General features: G+C 39.2%; 21 protein-coding genes. 9 read left to right on the top strand and 12 right to left on the bottom strand.

Annotation, left to right across the window (positions count from 1 at the left end; translation table 11 throughout):
* The first annotated feature begins 21 nt into the window (after positions 1 to 21).
* Positions 22 to 573, top strand: coding sequence for a tetratricopeptide repeat protein (locus MMY79_RS05855; protein ID WP_252612502.1), 552 nt, complete (start codon positions 22 to 24; stop codon positions 571 to 573).
* A 25-nt stretch (positions 574 to 598) separates the two neighbouring features.
* On the opposite strand, the gene MMY79_RS05850 is transcribed toward MMY79_RS05855, so the two are convergent.
* Positions 599 to 1,498 carry a thiamine phosphate synthase gene (locus MMY79_RS05850; protein ID WP_252612501.1) on the bottom strand — a complete coding sequence of 300 codons (900 nt, stop codon included), beginning with the start codon at positions 1,496 to 1,498 and terminating at the stop codon, positions 599 to 601.
* Between the two features lie 136 nt (positions 1,499 to 1,634).
* On the opposite strand from MMY79_RS05850, the gene MMY79_RS05845 reads away from it, so the two are divergent.
* Complete coding sequence (locus MMY79_RS05845; protein ID WP_004643472.1) at positions 1,635 to 1,805, top strand: hemin uptake protein HemP; 171 nt, start codon at positions 1,635 to 1,637, stop codon at positions 1,803 to 1,805.
* Positions 1,806 to 1,877: 72 nt separating this feature from the next.
* On the opposite strand, the gene MMY79_RS05840 is transcribed toward MMY79_RS05845, so the two are convergent.
* The 4 genes from MMY79_RS05840 to MMY79_RS05825 all read right to left on the bottom strand — a co-directional run bounded on the left by MMY79_RS05840 (position 1,878) and on the right by MMY79_RS05825 (position 6,182).
* Positions 1,878 to 3,218, bottom strand: a complete 1,341-nt coding sequence (locus MMY79_RS05840; RefSeq protein ID WP_252612500.1) for an ATP-binding protein — start codon at positions 3,216 to 3,218, stop codon at positions 1,878 to 1,880.
* Positions 3,215 to 3,877: a response regulator gene (locus MMY79_RS05835; RefSeq protein WP_005307039.1), complete on the bottom strand. Its 663-nt coding sequence runs from the start codon at positions 3,875 to 3,877 to the stop codon at positions 3,215 to 3,217. Before MMY79_RS05835 ends, MMY79_RS05840 begins: the two co-directional genes overlap by 4 nt.
* Before the next feature lie 107 nt (positions 3,878 to 3,984).
* The gene (locus MMY79_RS05830) at positions 3,985 to 4,344 is read right to left on the bottom strand and encodes a NirD/YgiW/YdeI family stress tolerance protein (protein ID WP_252612499.1); all 360 of its coding nucleotides are present in this window, start codon (positions 4,342 to 4,344) and stop codon (positions 3,985 to 3,987) included.
* Between the two features lie 80 nt (positions 4,345 to 4,424).
* Positions 4,425 to 6,182 (bottom strand): GspE/PulE family protein, encoded by a 1,758-nt coding sequence (locus MMY79_RS05825; protein ID WP_252612498.1) that lies wholly within the window; start codon positions 6,180 to 6,182, stop codon positions 4,425 to 4,427.
* Positions 6,183 to 6,471: 289 nt separating this feature from the next.
* Here MMY79_RS05825 and MMY79_RS05820 point away from each other — a divergent pair, with 289 nt between their 5' ends.
* Positions 6,472 to 7,743: a DUF4010 domain-containing protein gene (locus MMY79_RS05820; protein ID WP_252612497.1), complete on the top strand. Its 1,272-nt coding sequence runs from the start codon at positions 6,472 to 6,474 to the stop codon at positions 7,741 to 7,743.
* Between the two features lie 6 nt (positions 7,744 to 7,749).
* On the opposite strand, the gene tsaA is transcribed toward MMY79_RS05820, so the two are convergent.
* Positions 7,750 to 8,484 carry a tRNA (N6-threonylcarbamoyladenosine(37)-N6)-methyltransferase TrmO gene (tsaA, locus tag MMY79_RS05815; protein ID WP_252612496.1) on the bottom strand — a complete coding sequence of 245 codons (735 nt, stop codon included), beginning with the start codon at positions 8,482 to 8,484 and terminating at the stop codon, positions 7,750 to 7,752.
* A 101-nt stretch (positions 8,485 to 8,585) separates the two neighbouring features.
* On the opposite strand from tsaA, the gene MMY79_RS05810 reads away from it, so the two are divergent.
* A complete protein-coding gene (locus tag MMY79_RS05810; protein ID WP_016137545.1) occupies positions 8,586 to 9,365 on the top strand; it encodes a ferredoxin--NADP reductase in 780 nt (259 codons plus the stop codon).
* Between the two features lie 53 nt (positions 9,366 to 9,418).
* Here the strand turns inward: MMY79_RS05810 and MMY79_RS05805 are convergent, their stop codons facing one another.
* Positions 9,419 to 10,288, bottom strand: coding sequence for a PhzF family phenazine biosynthesis protein (locus MMY79_RS05805; protein WP_252612495.1), 870 nt, complete (start codon positions 10,286 to 10,288; stop codon positions 9,419 to 9,421).
* Between the two features lie 229 nt (positions 10,289 to 10,517).
* Here MMY79_RS05805 and MMY79_RS05800 point away from each other — a divergent pair, with 229 nt between their 5' ends.
* The 4 genes from MMY79_RS05800 to abeS all read left to right on the top strand — a co-directional run bounded on the left by MMY79_RS05800 (position 10,518) and on the right by abeS (position 14,242).
* A complete protein-coding gene (locus tag MMY79_RS05800) occupies positions 10,518 to 11,984 on the top strand; it encodes a PLP-dependent aminotransferase family protein (protein WP_252613445.1) in 1,467 nt (488 codons plus the stop codon).
* Positions 11,985 to 12,040: 56 nt separating this feature from the next.
* Positions 12,041 to 13,402, top strand: a complete 1,362-nt coding sequence (yegQ, locus tag MMY79_RS05795) for a tRNA 5-hydroxyuridine modification protein YegQ (protein WP_252612494.1) — start codon at positions 12,041 to 12,043, stop codon at positions 13,400 to 13,402.
* An 11-nt stretch (positions 13,403 to 13,413) separates the two neighbouring features.
* The gene (locus MMY79_RS05790) at positions 13,414 to 13,665 is read left to right on the top strand and encodes a YfhL family 4Fe-4S dicluster ferredoxin (protein ID WP_252612493.1); all 252 of its coding nucleotides are present in this window, start codon (positions 13,414 to 13,416) and stop codon (positions 13,663 to 13,665) included.
* 247 nt (positions 13,666 to 13,912) lie between these two features.
* Entirely contained in the window at positions 13,913 to 14,242 is a 330-nt protein-coding gene (gene abeS / locus MMY79_RS05785; RefSeq protein WP_252612492.1) for a multidrug efflux SMR transporter AbeS, read from the top strand.
* Positions 14,243 to 14,316: 74 nt separating this feature from the next.
* Here the strand turns inward: abeS and MMY79_RS05780 are convergent, their stop codons facing one another.
* The 5 genes from MMY79_RS05780 to MMY79_RS05760 form a co-directional block, all read right to left on the bottom strand.
* Positions 14,317 to 15,093: an ATP-binding cassette domain-containing protein gene (locus tag MMY79_RS05780; RefSeq protein WP_252612491.1), complete on the bottom strand. Its 777-nt coding sequence runs from the start codon at positions 15,091 to 15,093 to the stop codon at positions 14,317 to 14,319.
* Positions 15,094 to 15,102: 9 nt separating this feature from the next.
* Entirely contained in the window at positions 15,103 to 15,816 is a 714-nt protein-coding gene (locus MMY79_RS05775) for an ABC transporter permease (protein ID WP_252612490.1), read from the bottom strand.
* Entirely contained in the window at positions 15,813 to 16,502 is a 690-nt protein-coding gene (gene hisQ, locus MMY79_RS05770; RefSeq protein WP_252612489.1) for a histidine ABC transporter permease HisQ, read from the bottom strand. Before hisQ ends, MMY79_RS05775 begins: the two co-directional genes overlap by 4 nt.
* 91 nt (positions 16,503 to 16,593) lie before the next feature.
* On the bottom strand, positions 16,594 to 17,379 hold the full coding sequence (locus MMY79_RS05765; RefSeq protein ID WP_252612488.1) for an ABC transporter substrate-binding protein: 786 nt from the start codon (positions 17,377 to 17,379) through the stop codon (positions 16,594 to 16,596).
* 175 nt (positions 17,380 to 17,554) lie between these two features.
* Positions 17,555 to 18,583, bottom strand: a complete 1,029-nt coding sequence (locus tag MMY79_RS05760) for a LysR family transcriptional regulator (RefSeq protein ID WP_252612487.1) — start codon at positions 18,581 to 18,583, stop codon at positions 17,555 to 17,557.
* Between the two features lie 201 nt (positions 18,584 to 18,784).
* On the opposite strand from MMY79_RS05760, the gene adeF reads away from it, so the two are divergent.
* Positions 18,785 to 20,005 carry a multidrug efflux RND transporter periplasmic adaptor subunit AdeF gene (gene adeF / locus MMY79_RS05755; protein WP_252612486.1) on the top strand — a complete coding sequence of 407 codons (1,221 nt, stop codon included), beginning with the start codon at positions 18,785 to 18,787 and terminating at the stop codon, positions 20,003 to 20,005.
* Positions 20,006 to 20,010 lie beyond the last annotated feature (5 nt).

Raw genomic sequence — 20,010 nt, 5'->3', positions numbered from 1 at the left:
GCGTAAACAGGAAATTAGGATATGTTGAAGAAAGGTGTTTTTTATATTGGTGCTGTTCTTATGGTCGGCTGTACAACTTTGCCTGATCATTCTGAATCCAAAGAGAAAACACCTACTCCACCAGTGAAGAAAAATACGGAAACTCCATCAGGTGTAAAAATTACACCTTATGAACATCCAGAAATTCAACGCAAAAATTTACAGGTGATTGTTCCTCAGCAAAAGAAGCTTCAACGCTTTAATGATGATGGAAGTCAATTACCTGCATTTAAAGTATTAATGCAGAAAACACAGCAAGCTTACAAAAACCAGCAATGGTCAGAGGCTGAACGCTATGCACTTCAGGCACAGCGTTTAGCACCACAAGCGGCTGAGACTTACTTATTTCTTGCCCTTACGGCAAATCATAAACAGCAATATTCTAATGCTGAGTCTTTAGCACGACGTGGTTTGAGTTTTGCCCAAAGTCAGGCGATGAAAAAGCAACTTTGGTTGACCATTTTAAAAGCTGGACAACAACGTAATAATCAAAAAACTGTTCAAGAAGCGCAACAAGCATTAAAAGCGCTCTAGCTTTTAATGCTTATTTATTTTTTTATTAGAAATTACGAATGCCTGCTAAACCATATGCACCATGCTGCTGTGCAGTAGCTAAATCATCAGGATGCACTCCTCCTAATGCAAAAACTGGAATATGGCTATTTTGAGCTAGATCTGCAAAACGTTCCCAACCTAATGCCACAGCTTCTGGATGAGTCGTTGTTGGCTTTACAGGACTAATAAAAACAGCATCACAACCAATCTGCTCAGCTTGCTTTAAAGAAACTGCATCATGACAAGCGGCAATATAACGCACGCCCATTGTTAAATCGCCTTTATGCAAATTCATGAGCTGAGATTGTTTTAAATGAACAGTCTTAATCTGTTTTTTTAATTCAGGGCTCAACTGCTGCCAGATATCTACATTAATAATTAAGTTTGATAACTGATTTTCATCTAAAGTGCTTAATTGCTCTATTGATTGCTGGTCAGATTCATCTTCTATACGCCAATACAATAAAGCATCACTGCTTCCTACCGATGTAAGCGTATTGCTAATTTTGATGAAATGAGGCCAATAAAGTCGTTTTATGATGTCTTTATTCGCTTTTGGAAAGTTTAAGTAAAGTAACTGTTCACGTGTATACCATGCCCATGGTTGATGAATAAGATTTAATAGTTCATCAGGCACATAACTATGGAATAAATGTAAATTGACGATAATGTCATCATACTCATGGTGAATATAATTAAATTGGTGCCAATCTTTTAAACCAATACCCACTTCTTCATAGATTTCACGGCGACAGGCTTCTTCAGGTGTTTCACCCTGCTCAACCTTTCCTCCAGGAAACTCATGCTTTCCACCTTGATGTTGCTGCTCTTCGCGCCATCCAACCAGTATTTTTCCACGATGGATCAAGATTGCTATAGCGACATCGACTATCGGTTTGGGCATTTTTCTACTCTCTAAAATTTTTCTCAAGTGTAAGCAAATTTTATCATTTTATAAATTTTTTAAAATCTCATTGACAGACCTATTCGATAATGATTATCATTTAAATCGTTCAAGAACATACCACGGAGCACAACAAATGAACGCACCTTTTAGCTTATTTACTCGTAACAATGAAACAGCTCATGCCTTACCAATGTTACATTCTAACAACCTCTTTGCATTAGGCCGTGAAATCCGCATTATGCATGCTGGCGAGGAATATCGTTTACGCCTCACTCGCAACAATCGTCTAATTTTAACTAAATAAAAAATACACTCGCGTTTCAATAATATTCGTGGGAAAACAAAAAATGGATAGCATGGGTAACCATGCTATTTTTTATAATGGAAGATTAACCTCTACCCTCAAACCACCCTGTTCAGCATGCATAAAATGCAATTCACCATTGTGCAACTCAATAATTTTTCGAGTAATTGAAATTCCCAACCCTGAACCTTGCTGCTGAGTACCTAATACTCGAAAAAAACGCTGCCCTAAACGTTGCAATACCTCATCATCTACACCATTTCCTGTATCCTCTATAGCGACCTTAATTTGCTGTTCGTCCTGACTAATCTCAACATGAATAGAACCTAAAGTCGGGCTATAACGAATGGCATTATCAAATAAATTTCTAAAAGCAATAAACAGTAATTCTTCATTCGCAAAGGTTTTAGTTTCTGTCGATAAGGTATTTGTCTCTATCAACATCTGTTTAGCATTCGCATCTAAAGTTACAGTTTCAATGACTCTAGCCAATAAGTAATTTAAATCGATAACTGTTTTAGGAAGTTGTGGCTGCTCTGCTTCATTGGGTTCTAGGCGAGCAAGAAGGAGTAGGTTTTCAAGTACTTTTGTACTTCTTGAAACGTCCTCTTGTATGCGCTCAAAGTCCTGATGAAGTTCTGGAACATGTTGATATTTACGCTGTAAAACTTGAAGACGCATTTGTATGGCAGACAACGGAGAACGTAGCTCATGGGAAGCATCTGCCGTAAAACGTTGCTCAGCCACTAATGCTCTTTGCAATCTTGCAAGTAATTGGTTTAAAGCATCAATCACAGGCTGAATTTCGGTAATGACATCTGGATCTTGAATTGGTTCTAAATTTGAAGCTGTTTTTTGGGCAATACGTATAGAAAGTAAATTTAGCGCAGCCAATTGTTGCTCCGTACGCCAACTTACAATGACCCATTGCAGCAACCAGAACAACACCATAAGACCGCTATAGCCTGCAAGTGCTTTGAGTACTTCTTCAATACGGGTACTCATTGGCTGAAAGACTTCAACTTCTAGTTGAGAGTCTTCTTGTTGTGCAGCCAGACTACGCCATAATTGACCATCAAACCAAAAATATGAAAAACCTTCAGATAACTTTCCTTGTTCAAAAAGTTCATGCTGATAACTATGAGAATGAGTAAGTAATTGCCCAGAGCTTAATAACTCATACTGAATATCAAATTCATCACTGAGCTGATCAAACTGTTTCATAGAATGTTTTGACAGATCAGAAACCAGTAAAGTGTCTGAAATTTCATCCATGATTTCGTCTTGAACTGACATGTTGTGATAAACAGAAAATATGGTAAGTAAGCTTAAAGCCACCAAGCCCACCACCACACTACTCCACATGGTGGTTTTAACCAGTTGCGACTGCAAAGATGAGCGATTCGATTTCATTTTAAATCTCCCATACGGTAACCTAGCCCCCGTATGGTTTTAATGCAGCTACTTCCGATTTTTTTTCGAAGCTGATAAATAAATACTTCGATGGCGTTACTTTCAATTTCCTCACCCCATGCATAGAGTGCTTCTTCTAATTGATCACGGGTAATAATATGTTCAGGATGAACCATCAGCTTACGTAATATTTGGAATTCTTTTGCAGTTAAATCAATAGATTTTCCAGCGCTTAATACAACTTTCGCTTGTGTATCAAGTTGCAAATCACCCCACGTTAAAATCGATTGCTGACTTAAAGTTTGTTTACGCAATTGAGCGCGAATTCGGGCAGAGAGTTCTTCTAAACTAAAAGGCTTAACCAAATAATCATTTGCGCCTAAATCTAGTCCTTCTACTCGATCATGAATGCTGTCACGTGCGGTAATAAAAATAACAGGAACATTTTTTTGTTTATAACGGATCGTTGTTAGAACTTTTTCACCCGCTAATTGCGGCAGTCCCCGATCAAGTAAAATACAGTCATAGTCATGCTGTTCGATTGCCGTAAGCGCATAATCACCTCTTTCTACCCAATCGACCTGATAACCATCTAACTCTAACCATGATTGAATACTTTCAGCTTGAGAGCGATCATCTTCTGCAAGCAAAATTCTCATCTATTTTTCCTGTTATATGCTGTTTTAATCTTGCCAAGCCTTTATAAAAAAAGCAAAGCCGCATCATTTAAATGCGGCTAAAAGTAGTAGATTCAGAGATCAATGAATTAGAACTGAACTTGATCGACCTCAATTTCTACACGTTTTAAAGGTTTATAGTCGATGTCTACTTCACCAATTAAAGTCACAGTTGTATTTGGTGAAATAGGACGACCCTGCCAAAGTTCATCATCTACATCAATTGTAATGCTACCTGTCTTATCACGAAATTGGTATTTTTCATCACCTAAAGATTTTACAACCTGACCCTGTACTTTTACTGGTGTATTATCTTTTGCCGTTAATGCATGCTTAACAGTTGTGAGAGTTGCTGGAGCAATTGCTGCCTGATTCACAGGTGTATTTGCTATAGACACACCAGCCGCTGTTAGACCTGTAGTCATTAGTATTGCTTTAAGTATTTTCATATGATTACCCTCTGTTTACGGTGTCCTCTTGGGATAAAGCAATTAAATCAAGCATAAATGAGGTGAATCTTAAGAAAAACTTAATTTAATGGCACAACCCGCAATACCTCTTCTAATGTTGTAAGACCATCAATTACCTTACGAGCACCCGCAATTCTTAAGGGTTCTATACCTTCTTTTTTAGTTTGCGTTCTCAAATCATTTAATGTCATATGGCTACTAATAAGATGCTTAAGCTCAAGACTGACCGGCATAAATTCATAAATACCGACTCGCCCTTTATAGCCTGTATGACGACATTGTTCACACCCTACTGCGTGATAAACTTTTTCTGGCATTTCCATAATGTAGTCGAATGTTAAATGTTGCCACTCATCCTCATTAATATGAGTTTGTAGCTTGCAGTGCGGACAAAGCTGTCGCACTAAACGCTGTGCGAGAACACCTAAAATAGTTGCTGCTGTTAAAAATGGCTGCACACCCAAATCATGCAATCGAGTCAAACTAGACGGCGCATCATTGGTGTGTAGTGTTGATAATACTAAATGACCTGTGAGTGCCGCCTGAATGGCCATATTCGCTGTATCTTGATCACGAATTTCCCCAATCATAATAATGTCTGGGTCTTGACGCATAAGCGCGCGAACACCATCTGCAAAGCCTAATTCAATTGCATTATTGACCTGCATCTGGTTAAAACTAGGCTCTAACATTTCAATCGGATCTTCAATGGTACAGACATTGACCTGATCTGTTGCGAGCTGCTTTAAAGATGAATATAACGTTGTGGTTTTACCTGAACCTGTGGGACCAGTAACCAAAATAATCCCATGGCTATTTTTTGTTAATTGCTGCCACTGTTGTAAGAGACCCTCTTCAAAACCCAGTTGATGAAAAGAACGTACCAACACATCGGGATCAAAAATACGCATGACCAGTTTTTCACCAAATGCAGTTGGCAAGGTTGATAAACGGAGTTCAGTTTCTTGCCCTTTAGGTGTCCGTGTTTTTAATCGACCATCTTGCGGTTTACGTTTTTCCGCTACATTTAAACGCCCTAAAATTTTAATTCGGGAAATCACGGCGGTCAGTGTATTTGATGGCATGTTATAAATAGTGTGCAAAACACCATCTATACGGAACCTGACTTTGCCATTGTCTTTGCGAGGTTCCATGTGAATATCACTGGCACTCTGCTCAAATGCAAACTGTAAAATCCAATCGACCAACTTCACAATATGCTGATCATTCGCATCTGGGTTTTGACTATCGCCAAGCTGTAGAAGAGCTTCAACGTTTTTAGTGTCTCGGTCATGAGCTGCATCTTTTTGAGCTGAGTTGACCGCACGACTGACCTGATAATATTCGCGCAAATAACGTTGCAACTGTTCAGGGTTAAGTAATACCCGCTCAATTTTTTTAGGTGCTAGACTTCGCTCAAGATTATTAAGCCAATCTGTTTGAAATGGCTGATCTGTTCCTATCACAATTCGGTCAGCGTGAATTTCAACAGCTAAAATATGATTGCGAATAGCAAACTCTTGTGACATTACCTGCGTTAAAGCACTCACATCTGCCTTTAAAGGATCAATCACAAATAAAGGGAGCTGAACCCGATCTGCAAACCATAAACACAAGCGGTTTAAACTTAAATGAGCATGTGTGTGCTGCTGGTCTTTTAAATTAAAATGTGCAATCCACTGTAAAGGATGCCACTTTAACTGGTCTTTTTGGCGGTGGCTCGACTGTACAAGTAATTTATCTCGCTCTGTAATCCTGCCTTCTTGTAATAGTTGTTCTAGACACCAATACGTATCTATTTCTACGTGTGCATTCATGCGTTATCCCCAATAAATTTTTATAATATAGCAGAGATATTTTTGATTTAACTCACCACAAAATTGCTAAATCCAACTTTTAAATATTCTTTAACTTCAAATAATTGAACTAATTCTCAACTTAATATTTTTTTGCGTCATAGTTCATATTTATAAAAATACTGTGTATGTTGCTTTGTCTAAAAAAGATACTATGCTCACTATAATAAAAAGCATAAACTGAACGTGAATATATGATTTTTAAAATGATTCAAATCTACTTATAACAATAAACCAAAGAGGAAGTAACATGGAGCTTCCAATGACAATGTCATTACAAACAACTTCATTTGAAGAATTCATTACCGTCATTGCTGCGGCGCTCGGTTGTGGTTTACTAATTGGTTTAGAACGTGAACGAAGTAAGCTTAAACATGAATACAAAACTTTTGCGGGATTTCGATCTTTTGCAATTAGTTCACTATTAGGCGCCATCTGTTTTTTATTCGGCACTGAAATTGGAATTGTAGGTGCCCTTCTCATTGGGGCTATTAGTATTGTATCTCTCAAAAATCAGCCCAATGACCCCGGTGTAACCACCGAACTTGCCTTTATTATGACTTATTTTATTGGGGCACTTTGTATTTGGAATATTTCGCTTGCTGCTGGCCTAGCTGTGATCATGACCATTATTTTATTGGCTAAACAATCTATGCATGGCATTGCCAGTCAATGGATTACTGAATCGGAATTACGTGATGGTATTTTCCTACTCGCTTTACTTTTAATAGCGCTGCCTTTAGTCCCTAATAAACCCTTTTGGGGTCCTGTTTTAAATCCGCATGTGATTTTAAAATTACTCACTTTGATCTTATTTGTACAAGCACTCGCCCATATTGCAAAACGGTTACTCTCATCTAAGAATGCTTTATTACTCTCTTCTTTAGCCTCGGGATTTGTTTCCAGTACAGCGACCATTGCCAGTTTAGGTTTAGAAGTACGCTCTGGCAGAGCCAATGCAATTACAAATGCAGGCGCTGCATTAATGTCGTGTGTTTCAACACTCATTCAAACTTTAATTATTGTGATTGGGATTAGCTTTGCTTGGTTTAAGCTCATTATATTTCCTACACTTATTGCATTAGTTGTTTTAGCAATCTGGGCTTTCATTTTATTACGTAAAGCAGAGCCCAGTACAACTTCACCCGAAATCGACTCAAGAATGTTTAGCTTAAAAGAAGCCATTATTATTGCAGGCACACTCACGCTCATTCAGGCAGGTGTTTATGGTTTAAGTATATCTTTAGGCGATGCCGGATTAATCGCAGGTACTCTACTCGCATCTTTATTTGAAATACATGCAGCTATTGCAGCAGTCATTGTGCAAGGTGAACCTGATAGCACCCATATGACGCCTTTATTAATTGCCTTTCTAGGAGGCTTTGCAGTTCATGCGCTTGCCAAAAGTGTGAACTCTGCAATTTCGGGCGGGCTACGCTATGCCCTTGCTTTCGTGCCTGCCCAACTCATTCATATGACTATATTTATTAGTTTACTTTGGCTCAACATCCATTGGTTTTAAAGATTTCTATTGTGCAAACGAAGAAGTCTTCACCACATCAATGATAGTAACTACAAATTGATCGACTTTAAAATGAATATCAAAGTCTGAAAATTTCATTTTATAGATCCGTTCAGCGTCTTCTTGGTAGGCAGGCCGAGGGTCTAAAGCTAAGACTTGTTCAAGCTCATCAATGTACTGTGAATTCATTTCACTATTTTGCAAAAAATATTTTTGCGCTGTTAATGCCGCTTCAGCCCAAATGACAGACTTTCGTTCTGGTTCAGCATGTGCATAACCACTTTGTGCATCAACAATTGCATCAGAATATTGAATGTAGGGTTTGATATCTAAAATTGGAGTGCCATTTAATAAATCACTTCCTGTAACATAAACACGAACAGACTTACCGACTTTTTCCACTTTATTCAGCTTTACAACTGACAGCCCGATTGGAGATGGTCGATACATACTACGTGTAGCAAATACGCCAATTTTTTCATTACCGCCTAAACGTGGCGGACGAACCTGTGGACGAAATTTATCGGCACTACCCTGATTTTTATTGTCATGAAACTGCCAAACTAGCCAGAGATGACTGAACTGCTCAATTCCCTCAAATGCCAATAAGTCATTATAAGGTTCTGCCATTTCGATATAAGACTCAATATTTACCAAATTAGGCTGACGTGGAATACCAAATTTTTCACGATAAGGCGAACACATATGGCCGATTATGGGGAAGGTGACAGAGTTGTTCATCACTTTTTCTTATAAACACAATTAAATATATTCAGTTTATCGGGAATGAAATTAGATTAGAATAGCTATCTGTTTTCTTTTAATCGTGATCGAGACCTTTAATGGCTGCTTTTAACGTCGAACGCATTACTCATGTTCACCACTGGAATGACACCCTTTTCAGTTTTAAAACTACACGCGACACTAGCTTACGTTTTAAAAATGGTCAGTTCGTAATGATCGGACTTGAAGTGAATGGCAAACCGTTAATGCGCGCATATTCGATTGCAAGTGCAAATTACGAAGAAGAGTTAGAATTTTTCTCAATTAAAGTACAAGAAGGTCCTTTAACTTCGATTTTGCAAAAAGTACAAGTTGGCGATGAAATTTTAATTTCTAAAAAACCGACAGGTACATTGGTTCATGATGACCTTTTACCGGGTAAAAACTTGTACCTTTTATCTTCTGGTACTGGCCTTGCACCATTCTTATCAATTATTCGTGACCCAGAAACTTACGAACGTTTTGAAAAAGTAATTGTTGTTCATGGTACACGTTATATTTCTGAATTAGCTTATCAAGACCTTATCTTGAATGAATTACCAAATCATGAGTTCTTTGAAGAGTTAGGTATTAAAGACAAACTTGTTTACTACCCTACTGTAACTCGTGAACCTTTCCACACTCAAGGCCGTGTTACCACTGCAATTGAAACTGGCGCTTTATTCGAAAAAGTTGGTTTACCGCGCTTCAACCGTGAAACTGACCGCGCAATGCTTTGCGGTAGCCCTGCTTTCTTGAAAGATGTTGCTGCGTTACTTGACCAACACGGTTTAGTTGAATCACCTCGTATGGGTGTAATGGGCGACTACGTGATTGAGCGTGCATTCGTAGAAAAATAAGATTTTTCTAATTAAAAAACCGAGGCACAGTCCTCGGTTTTTTTATATCTGTTTTATAACTTGATTGTGCCATCAATACAGGTAACGGCATTTCCACCCACTAAAATTTTGTCTTGATACAAATTTAGTTGAAGCTGCCCGTCACGACCTAAAGCCCGTCCTTGTGAAGAAAGAACTAAATCATTTTGTGCTGGTAAAATACCATAGTGACGAATGAAAGACGCCACACTACCATTACCACTGCCACAAACTGGATCTTCATTTATTCCACAAGCAGGTCCAAATGAACGAACTTCTATATGTTTTTGCTCAACATTATTTTCATAAAAACCAAAAACTGTCGCGCCCGTAACTTTCATTTCTAAGTCATGTTGTTTTAAGGCTGCAAAGTCTGGTTGAGCTGCTAAAACAGCTTCGGCATTAACCGCTTGTAATACAACCCAACGCGCGCCTACATCAACCAATGTGGCATTCCATTGAGTATTAATTTCACATTTTAAAATTTCTACTAATTTCTCAGTGTGCATTGCATCTAATGGTGTAATTTTAGGCTTAGGTAGTTCAAATGAAATATGACTTGCGCCACTCACGGTAAGCGTTACCAAACCCGCACCACATTGCTGTACCAGCTTACCTTCTTTAGCTGTCACAAGGCCGGCTTCAAGCAAAGCATAGGCTGTACCAATTGTAGGATGGCCTGCAAATGGCAACTCACTTTGTGGAGTAAAAATTCGAACCTGATAATCAGCTTGCGAATCGGTCGCAGGGAGCACAAATGTCGTTTCAGAAAGATTAGTCCAATTCGCAATTTCCTGCATCTGTTCAGACGTTAAAGTACTGGCATCCATAATGACTGCGACAGGATTACCTTTAAATGCTTGTGAAGTAAAAACATCAACTTGTTTAAATGCAACAACAGACATAGACCACTCCTACTGATTTTAAAATTTAAAAATATGGCTTTTGAGTCCTTACCATTTTTTGATCTTACTGATTTATTTTTAATGGTCACAGTACCAGTTAATATGAAAAATAATAGACACAGTTTTTAGTTTAGATTTGCGTTAAATGGACTAATCAAAAGTAATCACAATATTTGAGTTAAATAAAAGATCACTCTAAAGTGTATCCATTGCTTTGGCTTTTTAATGAATTGATATGTACAAATATAAAAAAGTGAGTGATGACCTAGCCCTTCAAATTCAGAATGGAAGGCAACCTATTGGTTCACGCTTACCATCAATCCGAGACTGCGCAAATCATTATCAGGTCAGTATTAACACCGTAAAAGAAGCTTATCGTCAGCTTGAAGACCAAGGTTTAATTTCTGTTCGCCCACAGTCTGGTTACTATGTTTGTCATGCACCTTCAAACTTACTAGAACTCGAAGAGCGTTATGTAAGTGAAGAAAAAGTATCACTTTCAGGCATTAGTTGTTTTCTCGCACAAATCGTTAAAAAGCAAATGGACCCAGCCTATATCAATTTGGCTTTAGCTTGTCCTTCTGGTGAAAATTTCTACCCAATTGAACGCTTAAAACGTTTAACTGCTCAAGTTTTACGGACACAACCAGATATTTTTAAAAGCTATACTTTACCGCCCGGCTCTATACGTTTACGTACTCAAATTGCTAGGCGAGGCTTACAACTCTGCATGTTTCTTTCAGCAGATGATATTGTACTCACTCATGGCACAATGGAGGCTTTAAGTCTCGCGATTATGGCAACAACTCAAGCGGGTGACAGCATTGCACTTGAGATCCCTACATTTCACAATCTGTACCCGCTTCTTCATAATTTAGGCCGAAAAATTGTAGAAGTGCCGACTTCACCGCATACAGGTATGTGCCTAGATGCTCTTGAAGAACTCTTAAAGTCTAAAAGTGTACAAGCCATATTAACCATTCCAACAGGACACAATCCTCTCGGTTTTAGCATGCCTGAAAGCAACCGCCGCCGTTTGGCAGAGCTAGCTAATCAATTTCAGGTTCCCGTCATTGAAGATGCGATGTACGCCGAATTGCAACTCACTGAACCACTCTTACCCAATGTGAAGGCATTTGACCAAAATGGGTGGGTATTGGTATGTGGTAGCTATACTAAAACTGTAGCACCCGACTATCGAATTGGCTGGTTAGAAGCTGGGCGCTTTCGTAATATTGTGCAGCAACTTAAATTTACGACAACCGTTGCCGAGCCAGCTTTGCTCACAGAAACGTTAGGACTTTTCTTAGAAAATGGTGGTTATGATCTGCATTTACGTCAGCTCAAAAAACGCTATCAACAACAAATTGATACCATCAAATCTTATATTTGTCGTTATTTTCCACTCGGTACTCGAGTCAGTCGCCCACAAGCAGGATTTATTTTATGGCTAGAGCTGCCTGAATCGATAGACACATTAGAACTATTTCACCAAGCAATGGACGAAAAAATCTTATGTATGCCAGGAATTTTATGTTCGGCTGATAAACGTTTTAGTCATTGTTTACGCATAGCAGCATGTTTTGAGTTAAACCCTAAAATGTTAAATGCTTTGATGCGCTTAGGAGAATTAGCAAAAAATATGCTACCCGCACAAAAAGATATAAGTCAAATCCCTACTAATTCAGTAGGTTGAATCCAAAATGTGGAATTAATAAAATAAAACCATATATTTTTTATGCCTTTTATTTTATGAAGACTGAACTCCTCTCTCCCGCAGGTTCACTTAAAAACATGCGCTATGCATTTGCCTACGGTGCAGATGCCGTATATGCAGGCCAACCACGTTACAGTTTACGTGTGCGTAATAATGCTTTTGATCATGACAATTTAAAAATTGGAATTGATGAAGCCCATGCTTTGGGCAAAAAGTTTTATGTGGTGGTTAACATTCAGCCACATAACAGTAAATTAAAAAACTTTATTCGTGATCTTGAGCCGATTGTGGCTATGCAGCCAGATGCTCTCATTATGTCTGACCCAGGCTTAATCATGATGGTGCGTGAGCATTTCCCAGAAGTCCAAATTCATCTATCGGTTCAAGCCAATGCCATTAACTGGGCAACCGTTAAATTCTGGAAAGATTATGGTCTAAGCCGTGTGATTTTATCGCGTGAGTTGTCTTTAGAAGAAATAGAAGAAATCCAGCAACATGTGCCAGATATTGAACTCGAAGTTTTTGTACATGGCGCACTATGCATGGCCTACTCAGGCCGTTGCCTACTTTCTGGTTATATGAACAAACGTGATGCCAACCAAGGTGCATGTACCAATGCGTGCCGTTGGGATTATAAACTGCATAAAGCCCAAGAAGATGCAAACGGCGATGTGATTCCAGTCACTCAGCTCAACACCTCAGAAAAATCTTGCTACTCATCAGCACAATCAGAGACAACTTCAGCTCAAACTTTGCTTGTACAACGCAATGATGAAGAAATGTTTGCTGCTGAAGAAGATGAACACGGTACTTATTTTATGAACTCCAAAGATTTACGTGCTGTACAACATGTAGATCGTTTAACCAAAATGGGCATTGCCTCACTGAAAATTGAAGGTCGTACTAAATCGTATTTTTACTGTGCCCGCACCGCCCAAATTTATCGAAAAGCGATTGATGATGCTTTAGCAGGTAAACCATTTGACCCAAGCTTAATAACCCAACTTGAAGGTTTGGCAAACCGTGGTTACACCGAAGGCTTTTTAAGACGTCATGTGCACAGTGAATATCAAAACTATGCTGATGGTTCATCACATTTTGACTACCAACAATTTTGTGGAGAGGTTTTAGAACGTCACGGTGATTATATTCGCATTGAGGTTAAAAACCGTTTTGTGGTTGGCGACTCACTTGAGCTCATGACACCGCAAGGCAATATCACCTTTACCTTAACCGAAATGCGCGATTTTAAAGGTAACCCAATTACAGATGCTAAAGGTTCAGGGCATTTCGTTGAAATTCTACTCTCACAAAATATTGATATCAGTTATGCCCTACTCGTACGCAATTTGCCGCATGCGAAAGAAAATATTACTGCCTCTACATTGGCTTATTAAGCGAGTTAAACATGGCACTTTTGATTACGAGTGACTGCATCAATTGTGATATGTGCTTACCGGAATGCCCGAACCTCGCTATTTTTGAAGGGAACAAAGTTTATGAAATTGATCCACTTCGTTGTACCGAATGTGTAGGCTTTTACGATGCGCCAACATGTAAAGCAGTTTGTCCAATTGATTGTATTAAACAAGATCCGGCCCATATTGAAAACCAAGATCAACTGCTAGAGAAATTTAAGGGACTAAATTTACTCAGCTAATTTATCTTTTAAAAAAGTCTATGGAGGATCAGGCTAAAGTTGCAGATCCTCTTAAATAACCATGCAAACAAAATATTAAATAAATGAATACATAGCTGAGAACGCTTTGCTAGTGATAAAATCAATTTATCAGTTCAGTTTGATTTACTGGTCATTTTGTACCAAAAAATTAAACAATCGTTAAAACTGCTAAACCATTTCAACATTTCATATAGATTGATTAAAACTCATCCTGGCGCGGCTTCCCATGTCTTATCTTTATTTAGCAATTGCCATTGTTTGTGAAGTCATTGCAACTTCAGCTTTAAAAGCATCTCAAGGTTTTACTGTTCCCATTCCATCCATCATTACGGTTGTGGGTTATGCAATTGCTTTTTATTTACTGTCCCTGACATTAAAAACGATTCCGATCGGAATTGCATATGCCATTTGGTCAGGCGCGGGTATTATTTTAATTTCTGCAATTGGCTGGATATTTTACAAACAGCATTTAGATTTGGCGGCCTGTATTGGTCTTACTTTAATGATTGCAGGTATTATCATTATTAATGTGTTTTCTAAAAACACCCATCTATAAATTATAATTAGAAAGCAACCGAATAAGATGAGGATCCTTTTATCAAAAACTTCACCTTACTCGGTATGTACAACTTATTTTAAACTGCCCGTCAAAAATTGCTTTAAACGCTCACTTTTTGGATTGTTGAGTACTTCATCAGGATGGCCCTGCTCCTCAATTTTCCCTTGATGCAAGAAAATCACCTGATTAGACACATGACGTGCAAAGCCCATTTCATGTGTCACCACAATCATGGTACGTCCTTCTTCAGCCAAGCCCTGCATTACTTTTAGTACTTCACCCACCAACTCTGGATCAAGCGCACTGGTTGGTTCATCAAACAACATGACTTCAGGCTCCATCGCCAAAGCACGAGCAATTGCTACACGTTGCTGCTGACCACCAGATAAAAAAGCTGGATATTTATTTTCAACACTTTCAGGCAATCCAACTTTGCGTAGATATTTCCTTGCACGCTCTTCGGCTTCAGCACGCTTCACCCCAAGCACATGAATTGGCCCTTCAATGACATTTTCAAGCACTGTCATGTGTGACCATAAATTAAAGTGCTGAAACACCATCATCAGTTGGGTACGCATTTTTTGTAGTTGCTTTGAGTCAACAACTTTTAAATTGCCTTTTTTATCAAAGACTGTGCGTAGTTTTTCACCATTGAGTTTAATGGTGCCGTTGCTCGGTTGCTCCAAAAAGTTGATACAACGCAGCAAAGTACTTTTACCTGAACCAGATGAACCAATAATACTAATTACATCGCCAGCATTTGCATCAAGTGATATCCCTTTCAGTACTTCATGATCGCCAAATGTTTTGTGTAAATCACGAATCACTAGTTTTGCAACGTGTTCCATTTATGTCTCCTAATGATTCGATGGCTTTAAAAATGCCAACCAACGTTTTTCCAACTTACGAAATATCCAAATCAAAATAAATGCCAGCATCGCATATAACACCGCGGCAATCCCAAAAGCATTGAAGGTGTCATAGGTTGCCGCATTTACATCACGCGCAATTTTTAAAATATCTGGAACAGTTGCTGTAAATGCAATGGTTGTCGCATGCAACATCAAAATGACTTCGTTACCGTAAAATGGTAAAGCACGGCGCAACATCGACGGAATAATAATACGTGTGTAGAGTTTCCATTTTGACATGCCAAAAGCTTGGGCGGCTTCAATCTCGCCATGTGGAATAGAACGAATCGCTCCAGCGAAGATTTCAGTCGTATATGCACTAGTATTGAGCGCAAATGCCAAAATGGTGCAATTTATGCCCTCTCGAAAAAATGCATCGAGCGTCTGATGTTCATGGATGTAATCAAAGCTGTAAATGCCTGAATAAATAATCAGCAATTGGATGTACAGTGGTGTGCCACGAAAAACGTAGGTAAATAACCAAACTGGACCACGCAACCAAAGATTTTCAGATACTCGTGCAAGTGATAAAGGCACAGCAAGCACAAACCCAATACCAATAGAAAGCACCAATAACCAAGCAGTCATCGCGACACCAGTCATTTGTAAGCCATCAGTCCAAAGGTATGCCTGCCAATACTGTTGAAGGATTTCAATCATAATTGTCCCTTCCTCACACCAGCAGAATAACGACGCTCAAGCCACATTAAAATCAGGTTTGACACGGTGGTAATGACCAAATAAATCGCAGCAGCCACGATGCTGAAAAAGAATAGTTGCATGGTACTTCTACCCGCATCTTGCGTAATTTTTACAATGTCAGTTAGGCCAATAATCGAAACCAGTGCAGTTGCCTTAATCAAAACTTGCCAATTGTTACCAATACCCGGCAATGCAAAACGCATCATTTGAGGGAATAATACACGCCGAAAAACCTGCCAAGGGGTCATCCCATAGGCCATTGCTGCTTCAATTTGACCCGTTGGAACCGATTGAAATGCACCACGAAAGGTCTCGGTAAAATATGCACCATAAATGAATGCTAAAGTAATCACACCAGCCACAAAAGGATTGATATCAATCTGGTCCATTTGCAGTGCTTCAGTAATTTGGTTCAAACCTAACTGCAAGCTATAAAATAACAGCAGCATAATCACCAAGTCAGGCACACTACGAATGAGCGTGGTATAGGCAGTCGCAATATAACGTAAAGCTTTAATATTAGAGAGTTTTGAACTCGCACCAATTAAGCCAATAATGACAGAAAGCAAAAGTGACAACAGCGCAAGCTGTATAGTCATCCATGTTCCGTTGAGAAGGAGTGGCCCATAGCCAGATAAAAACATGACTCATCTTCTCCTTAAAAACAATATCTAATATTGATGAGATGAGAATAGATTTTAAAATGTCGGCACTAAGCCGACATTTTTCACATCATTAGTAAATGTTAAAGGAGAAATATTTTTTCTCGAGTTTCTTATATGTTCCATCCGCAATGATTGCTGCGAGCGCTTTATCAATATTCGCTTTCAAATCTGCATCTTCTTTGCGTAAACCAATCGCTGCGCCTACACCCAGTGTTTTTGTATCAACCACATTGCTGCCGACAAAAGTAAAGTTTTTGCCTTTTGGTTGTTTTAAGAAAGCACCATCAACCATGATTGCATCTTGTAAAGTTGCATCTAAACGACCAGACATCATGTCTTGGTAAATCAAGTCTTGAGTTGGATAAGGAACAATGCCCACACCTTTTGGTGCCCAATAAGCTTTAGCATAAGTTTCTTGAATTGTGCCCTGTTGTACCCCTACACGCTTACCTTTCAATGATGCAGCTGTCGGTAATAACGGTGAGCCTTTTTTTGCAACCATACGCGTTGGCGTATTATAGATTTTGTTACTAAACAAAATTTGTTTCGCACGTTCATCAGTCACTGTCATTGATGAAAGAATGCCATCAAACTTTTTCGCTTTAAGTGCTGGAATCATTCCATCAAAAGAGTTTTCAACCCAAACACACTTGGCTTTGAGTTTTGCACAAATGGCATTACCCAAATCAACGTCAAAACCAGTTAACTTGCCATCCGGTGTTTTATATTCAAACGGTGCATAAGAGGACTCAGTACCAAAACGAATCACCTTCCAATCCTTTGCTTGTACATTCGTTGCAACAGCAGCCAAAACTAAGGTTGTTGAAACGAACATTTTTTTCATAAAGCTTGCCATCTTGAAGCTTCTCCTTAAAATCCAAATAAGGTGATAAAAATTTGAGTATTTCTAAATTACTCTTCTGCCGAAATAATTGCAATTTCTATACCAGTAAGTTAAGGATTTATGAAGATGTCAAAACAATGGATTGTGTTAACTGATTAAATGTTGAAAAATCACTCAAACTCCAAGGCTAATTTTTGAGTGTATAGGCTTCTGCCATATTTTCATTTTCAACCAATGTCCGAATGGTATATTCATGGTTATGTTCTTTGGCACTAGCAAATTCACATTTCTGATCCCATAGCATTGAGCAACCGCTCAACAATTGACAACCTGCAAATAATTCAGCGACCCAATCAACAAACACACGAACTTTAGGTGATAAATGACGGTTTTGTAGATATACAACTGATATTGGCATTGGTGCTGGCAACCATTCAGTAAGTACTTCCTTGAGTGTGCCATCTTCCAGATGTTTCGCTACCATATAATATGGACATTGAATTAGGCCAAATCCTTGTACTGCCAAATCAATATATGAATCACCATCGTTGACAGAAACACGACCTTTCACGCCAACACTATGAATCTCACCATCAACCATAAAATCCCAGTCGATATTGCGTCCGGTACGACTATTAAAATAATGCACAACCTGATGTTTTTTTAAATCATCGATGACTTTCGGTTCACCATGTTCCGCCAAGTAACGAGGTGCAGCAACCGTCACACACTGAATTGTTCCAATACGACGAGCAACCAAACTTGAATCTTTCAACTGACCAATACGAATGACACAGTCGACCGCATCTTGCACCAGATCTACCGGCCGATCACTCATTCCAATCACCAAATCAATATCAGGATATTTGGCATGAAAATCACAAAGCATTGGAATAAGGATGAGTCGTCCAATTGAAGCTTTAACATCAATACGTAGTCGACCTCGTGGTCCACGTTCCGAATCATGAAAAGTCGATTCAACGTCTTCGACATCGGCTAAAATTCGCGCAGTACGTTCATAATAAACAGCACCATCTGGCGTCAAACTGAGTTTACGGGTAGTTCGGTTCAATAAACGAACTTGTAAATGTCTCTCTAAACCCTGAATGGTTGTAGTCACTGAAGCACGCGGTAGGCCTAAGCTATCAGCCGCTAAACTGAAACTATTTGTTTCGACAACTTTGTTAAATACTTTCATGGCATGAAATAGATCCACACGCACACTCCTATCAGTCAATGCATTTTTTCATTCAAACACATCAATTGTTATAAAAATACGAATAGTGTTATCGAATTTAATATATTTATTCGTGATTGACAAACTTTTATGCTCCGTCCATCCCATAAACCCTGTTTCTCCCATACGGACCATAATTAAAAGTCTGAAAACAGGTATCCAGATGATTAGGAGCACCTCATGTCATTTTCACGCAAACAGTTCGCGCTGTCTGCCATCTTTGTCGCCATTTTGGCAACGGGTGGCAGTTTTATGTTTTTACATGAAAATGCCGATGCAAAAGCTGCACCGACAACAGCCCAACAAGCTGCTACTGTTGATATTTCCAATGTCATCAGCAAAACCATTACCGATTGGCAAGAATATTCCGGTCGCTTAGAAGCCATTGATCAAGTCGATATTCGGCCTCAGGTTTCGGGTAAACTCATTTCCGTACACTTCAAAGATGGCAGTCTAGTTAGAAAAGGTGAGTTACTTTTTACCATTGACCCACGCCCTTTCGAAGCAGAACTAAATCGTGCCCAAGCTCAACTCGCTTCGGCTGAAGCACAAGTAACTTATACAGGTTCTAATCTTTCCCGTATTCAACGCTTAATTCAAAGTAATGCTGTATCACGCCAAGAATTAGATCTAGCTGAAAATGATGCGCGCTCAGCCAGTGCTAACCTGCAAGCCGCTAGAGCAGCCGTTCAATCTGCCCGTTTAAATCTTGAGTATACACGCATTACTGCACCAGTCAGTGGTCGAATTTCTCGTGCCGAAGTGACTGTAGGCAACGTGGTTTCTGCGGGTAACGGAGCACAGGTTTTAACAAGCTTAGTCTCTGTCTCTCGTCTCTATGCATCTTTCGATGTGGATGAACAAACTTACCTCAAATATATCAGTAATCAGCGTAATTCTGCACAAGTTCCTGTCTATATGGGGCTTGCCAATGAAACTGGGTTTTCTCGTGAAGGAATCATCAACTCAATCGACAATAACCTAGATACGACCTCAGGTACGATTCGCGTTCGCGCGACTTTCGATAATCCAAACGGAGTTTTATTACCGGGTTTATATGCTCGAATCCGTCTGGGCGGTGGTCAACCTCGTTCAGCAATTCTGATTAGTCCAACCGCAGTCGGGGTCGATCAAGATAAACGTTTTGTTGTTGTAGTTGATGCTAAAAACCAGACAGCTTACCGTGAAGTAAAACTTGGCACACAACAAGATGGCTTGCAAATCGTGAATAGTGGATTACAAGCGGGTGACCGTATTGTGGTGAATGGTTTACAGCGTATTCGTCCGGGTGACCCTGTTACCCCGCATCTTGTTCCAATGCCAAATGCACAAATCACTGCTAGTAGTACCACTCCTCAACCTCAGCCAACAGAAAAAACATCAACTCCGGCAAAAGGTTAATCACA

This window comes from Acinetobacter sp. XS-4, from assembly GCF_023920705.1.
Taxonomy (GTDB): domain Bacteria; phylum Pseudomonadota; class Gammaproteobacteria; order Pseudomonadales; family Moraxellaceae; genus Acinetobacter.
The sequence above is the reverse complement of the archived record's forward strand: the minus strand, read 5'-3'. Positions and strand labels throughout refer to the sequence as shown.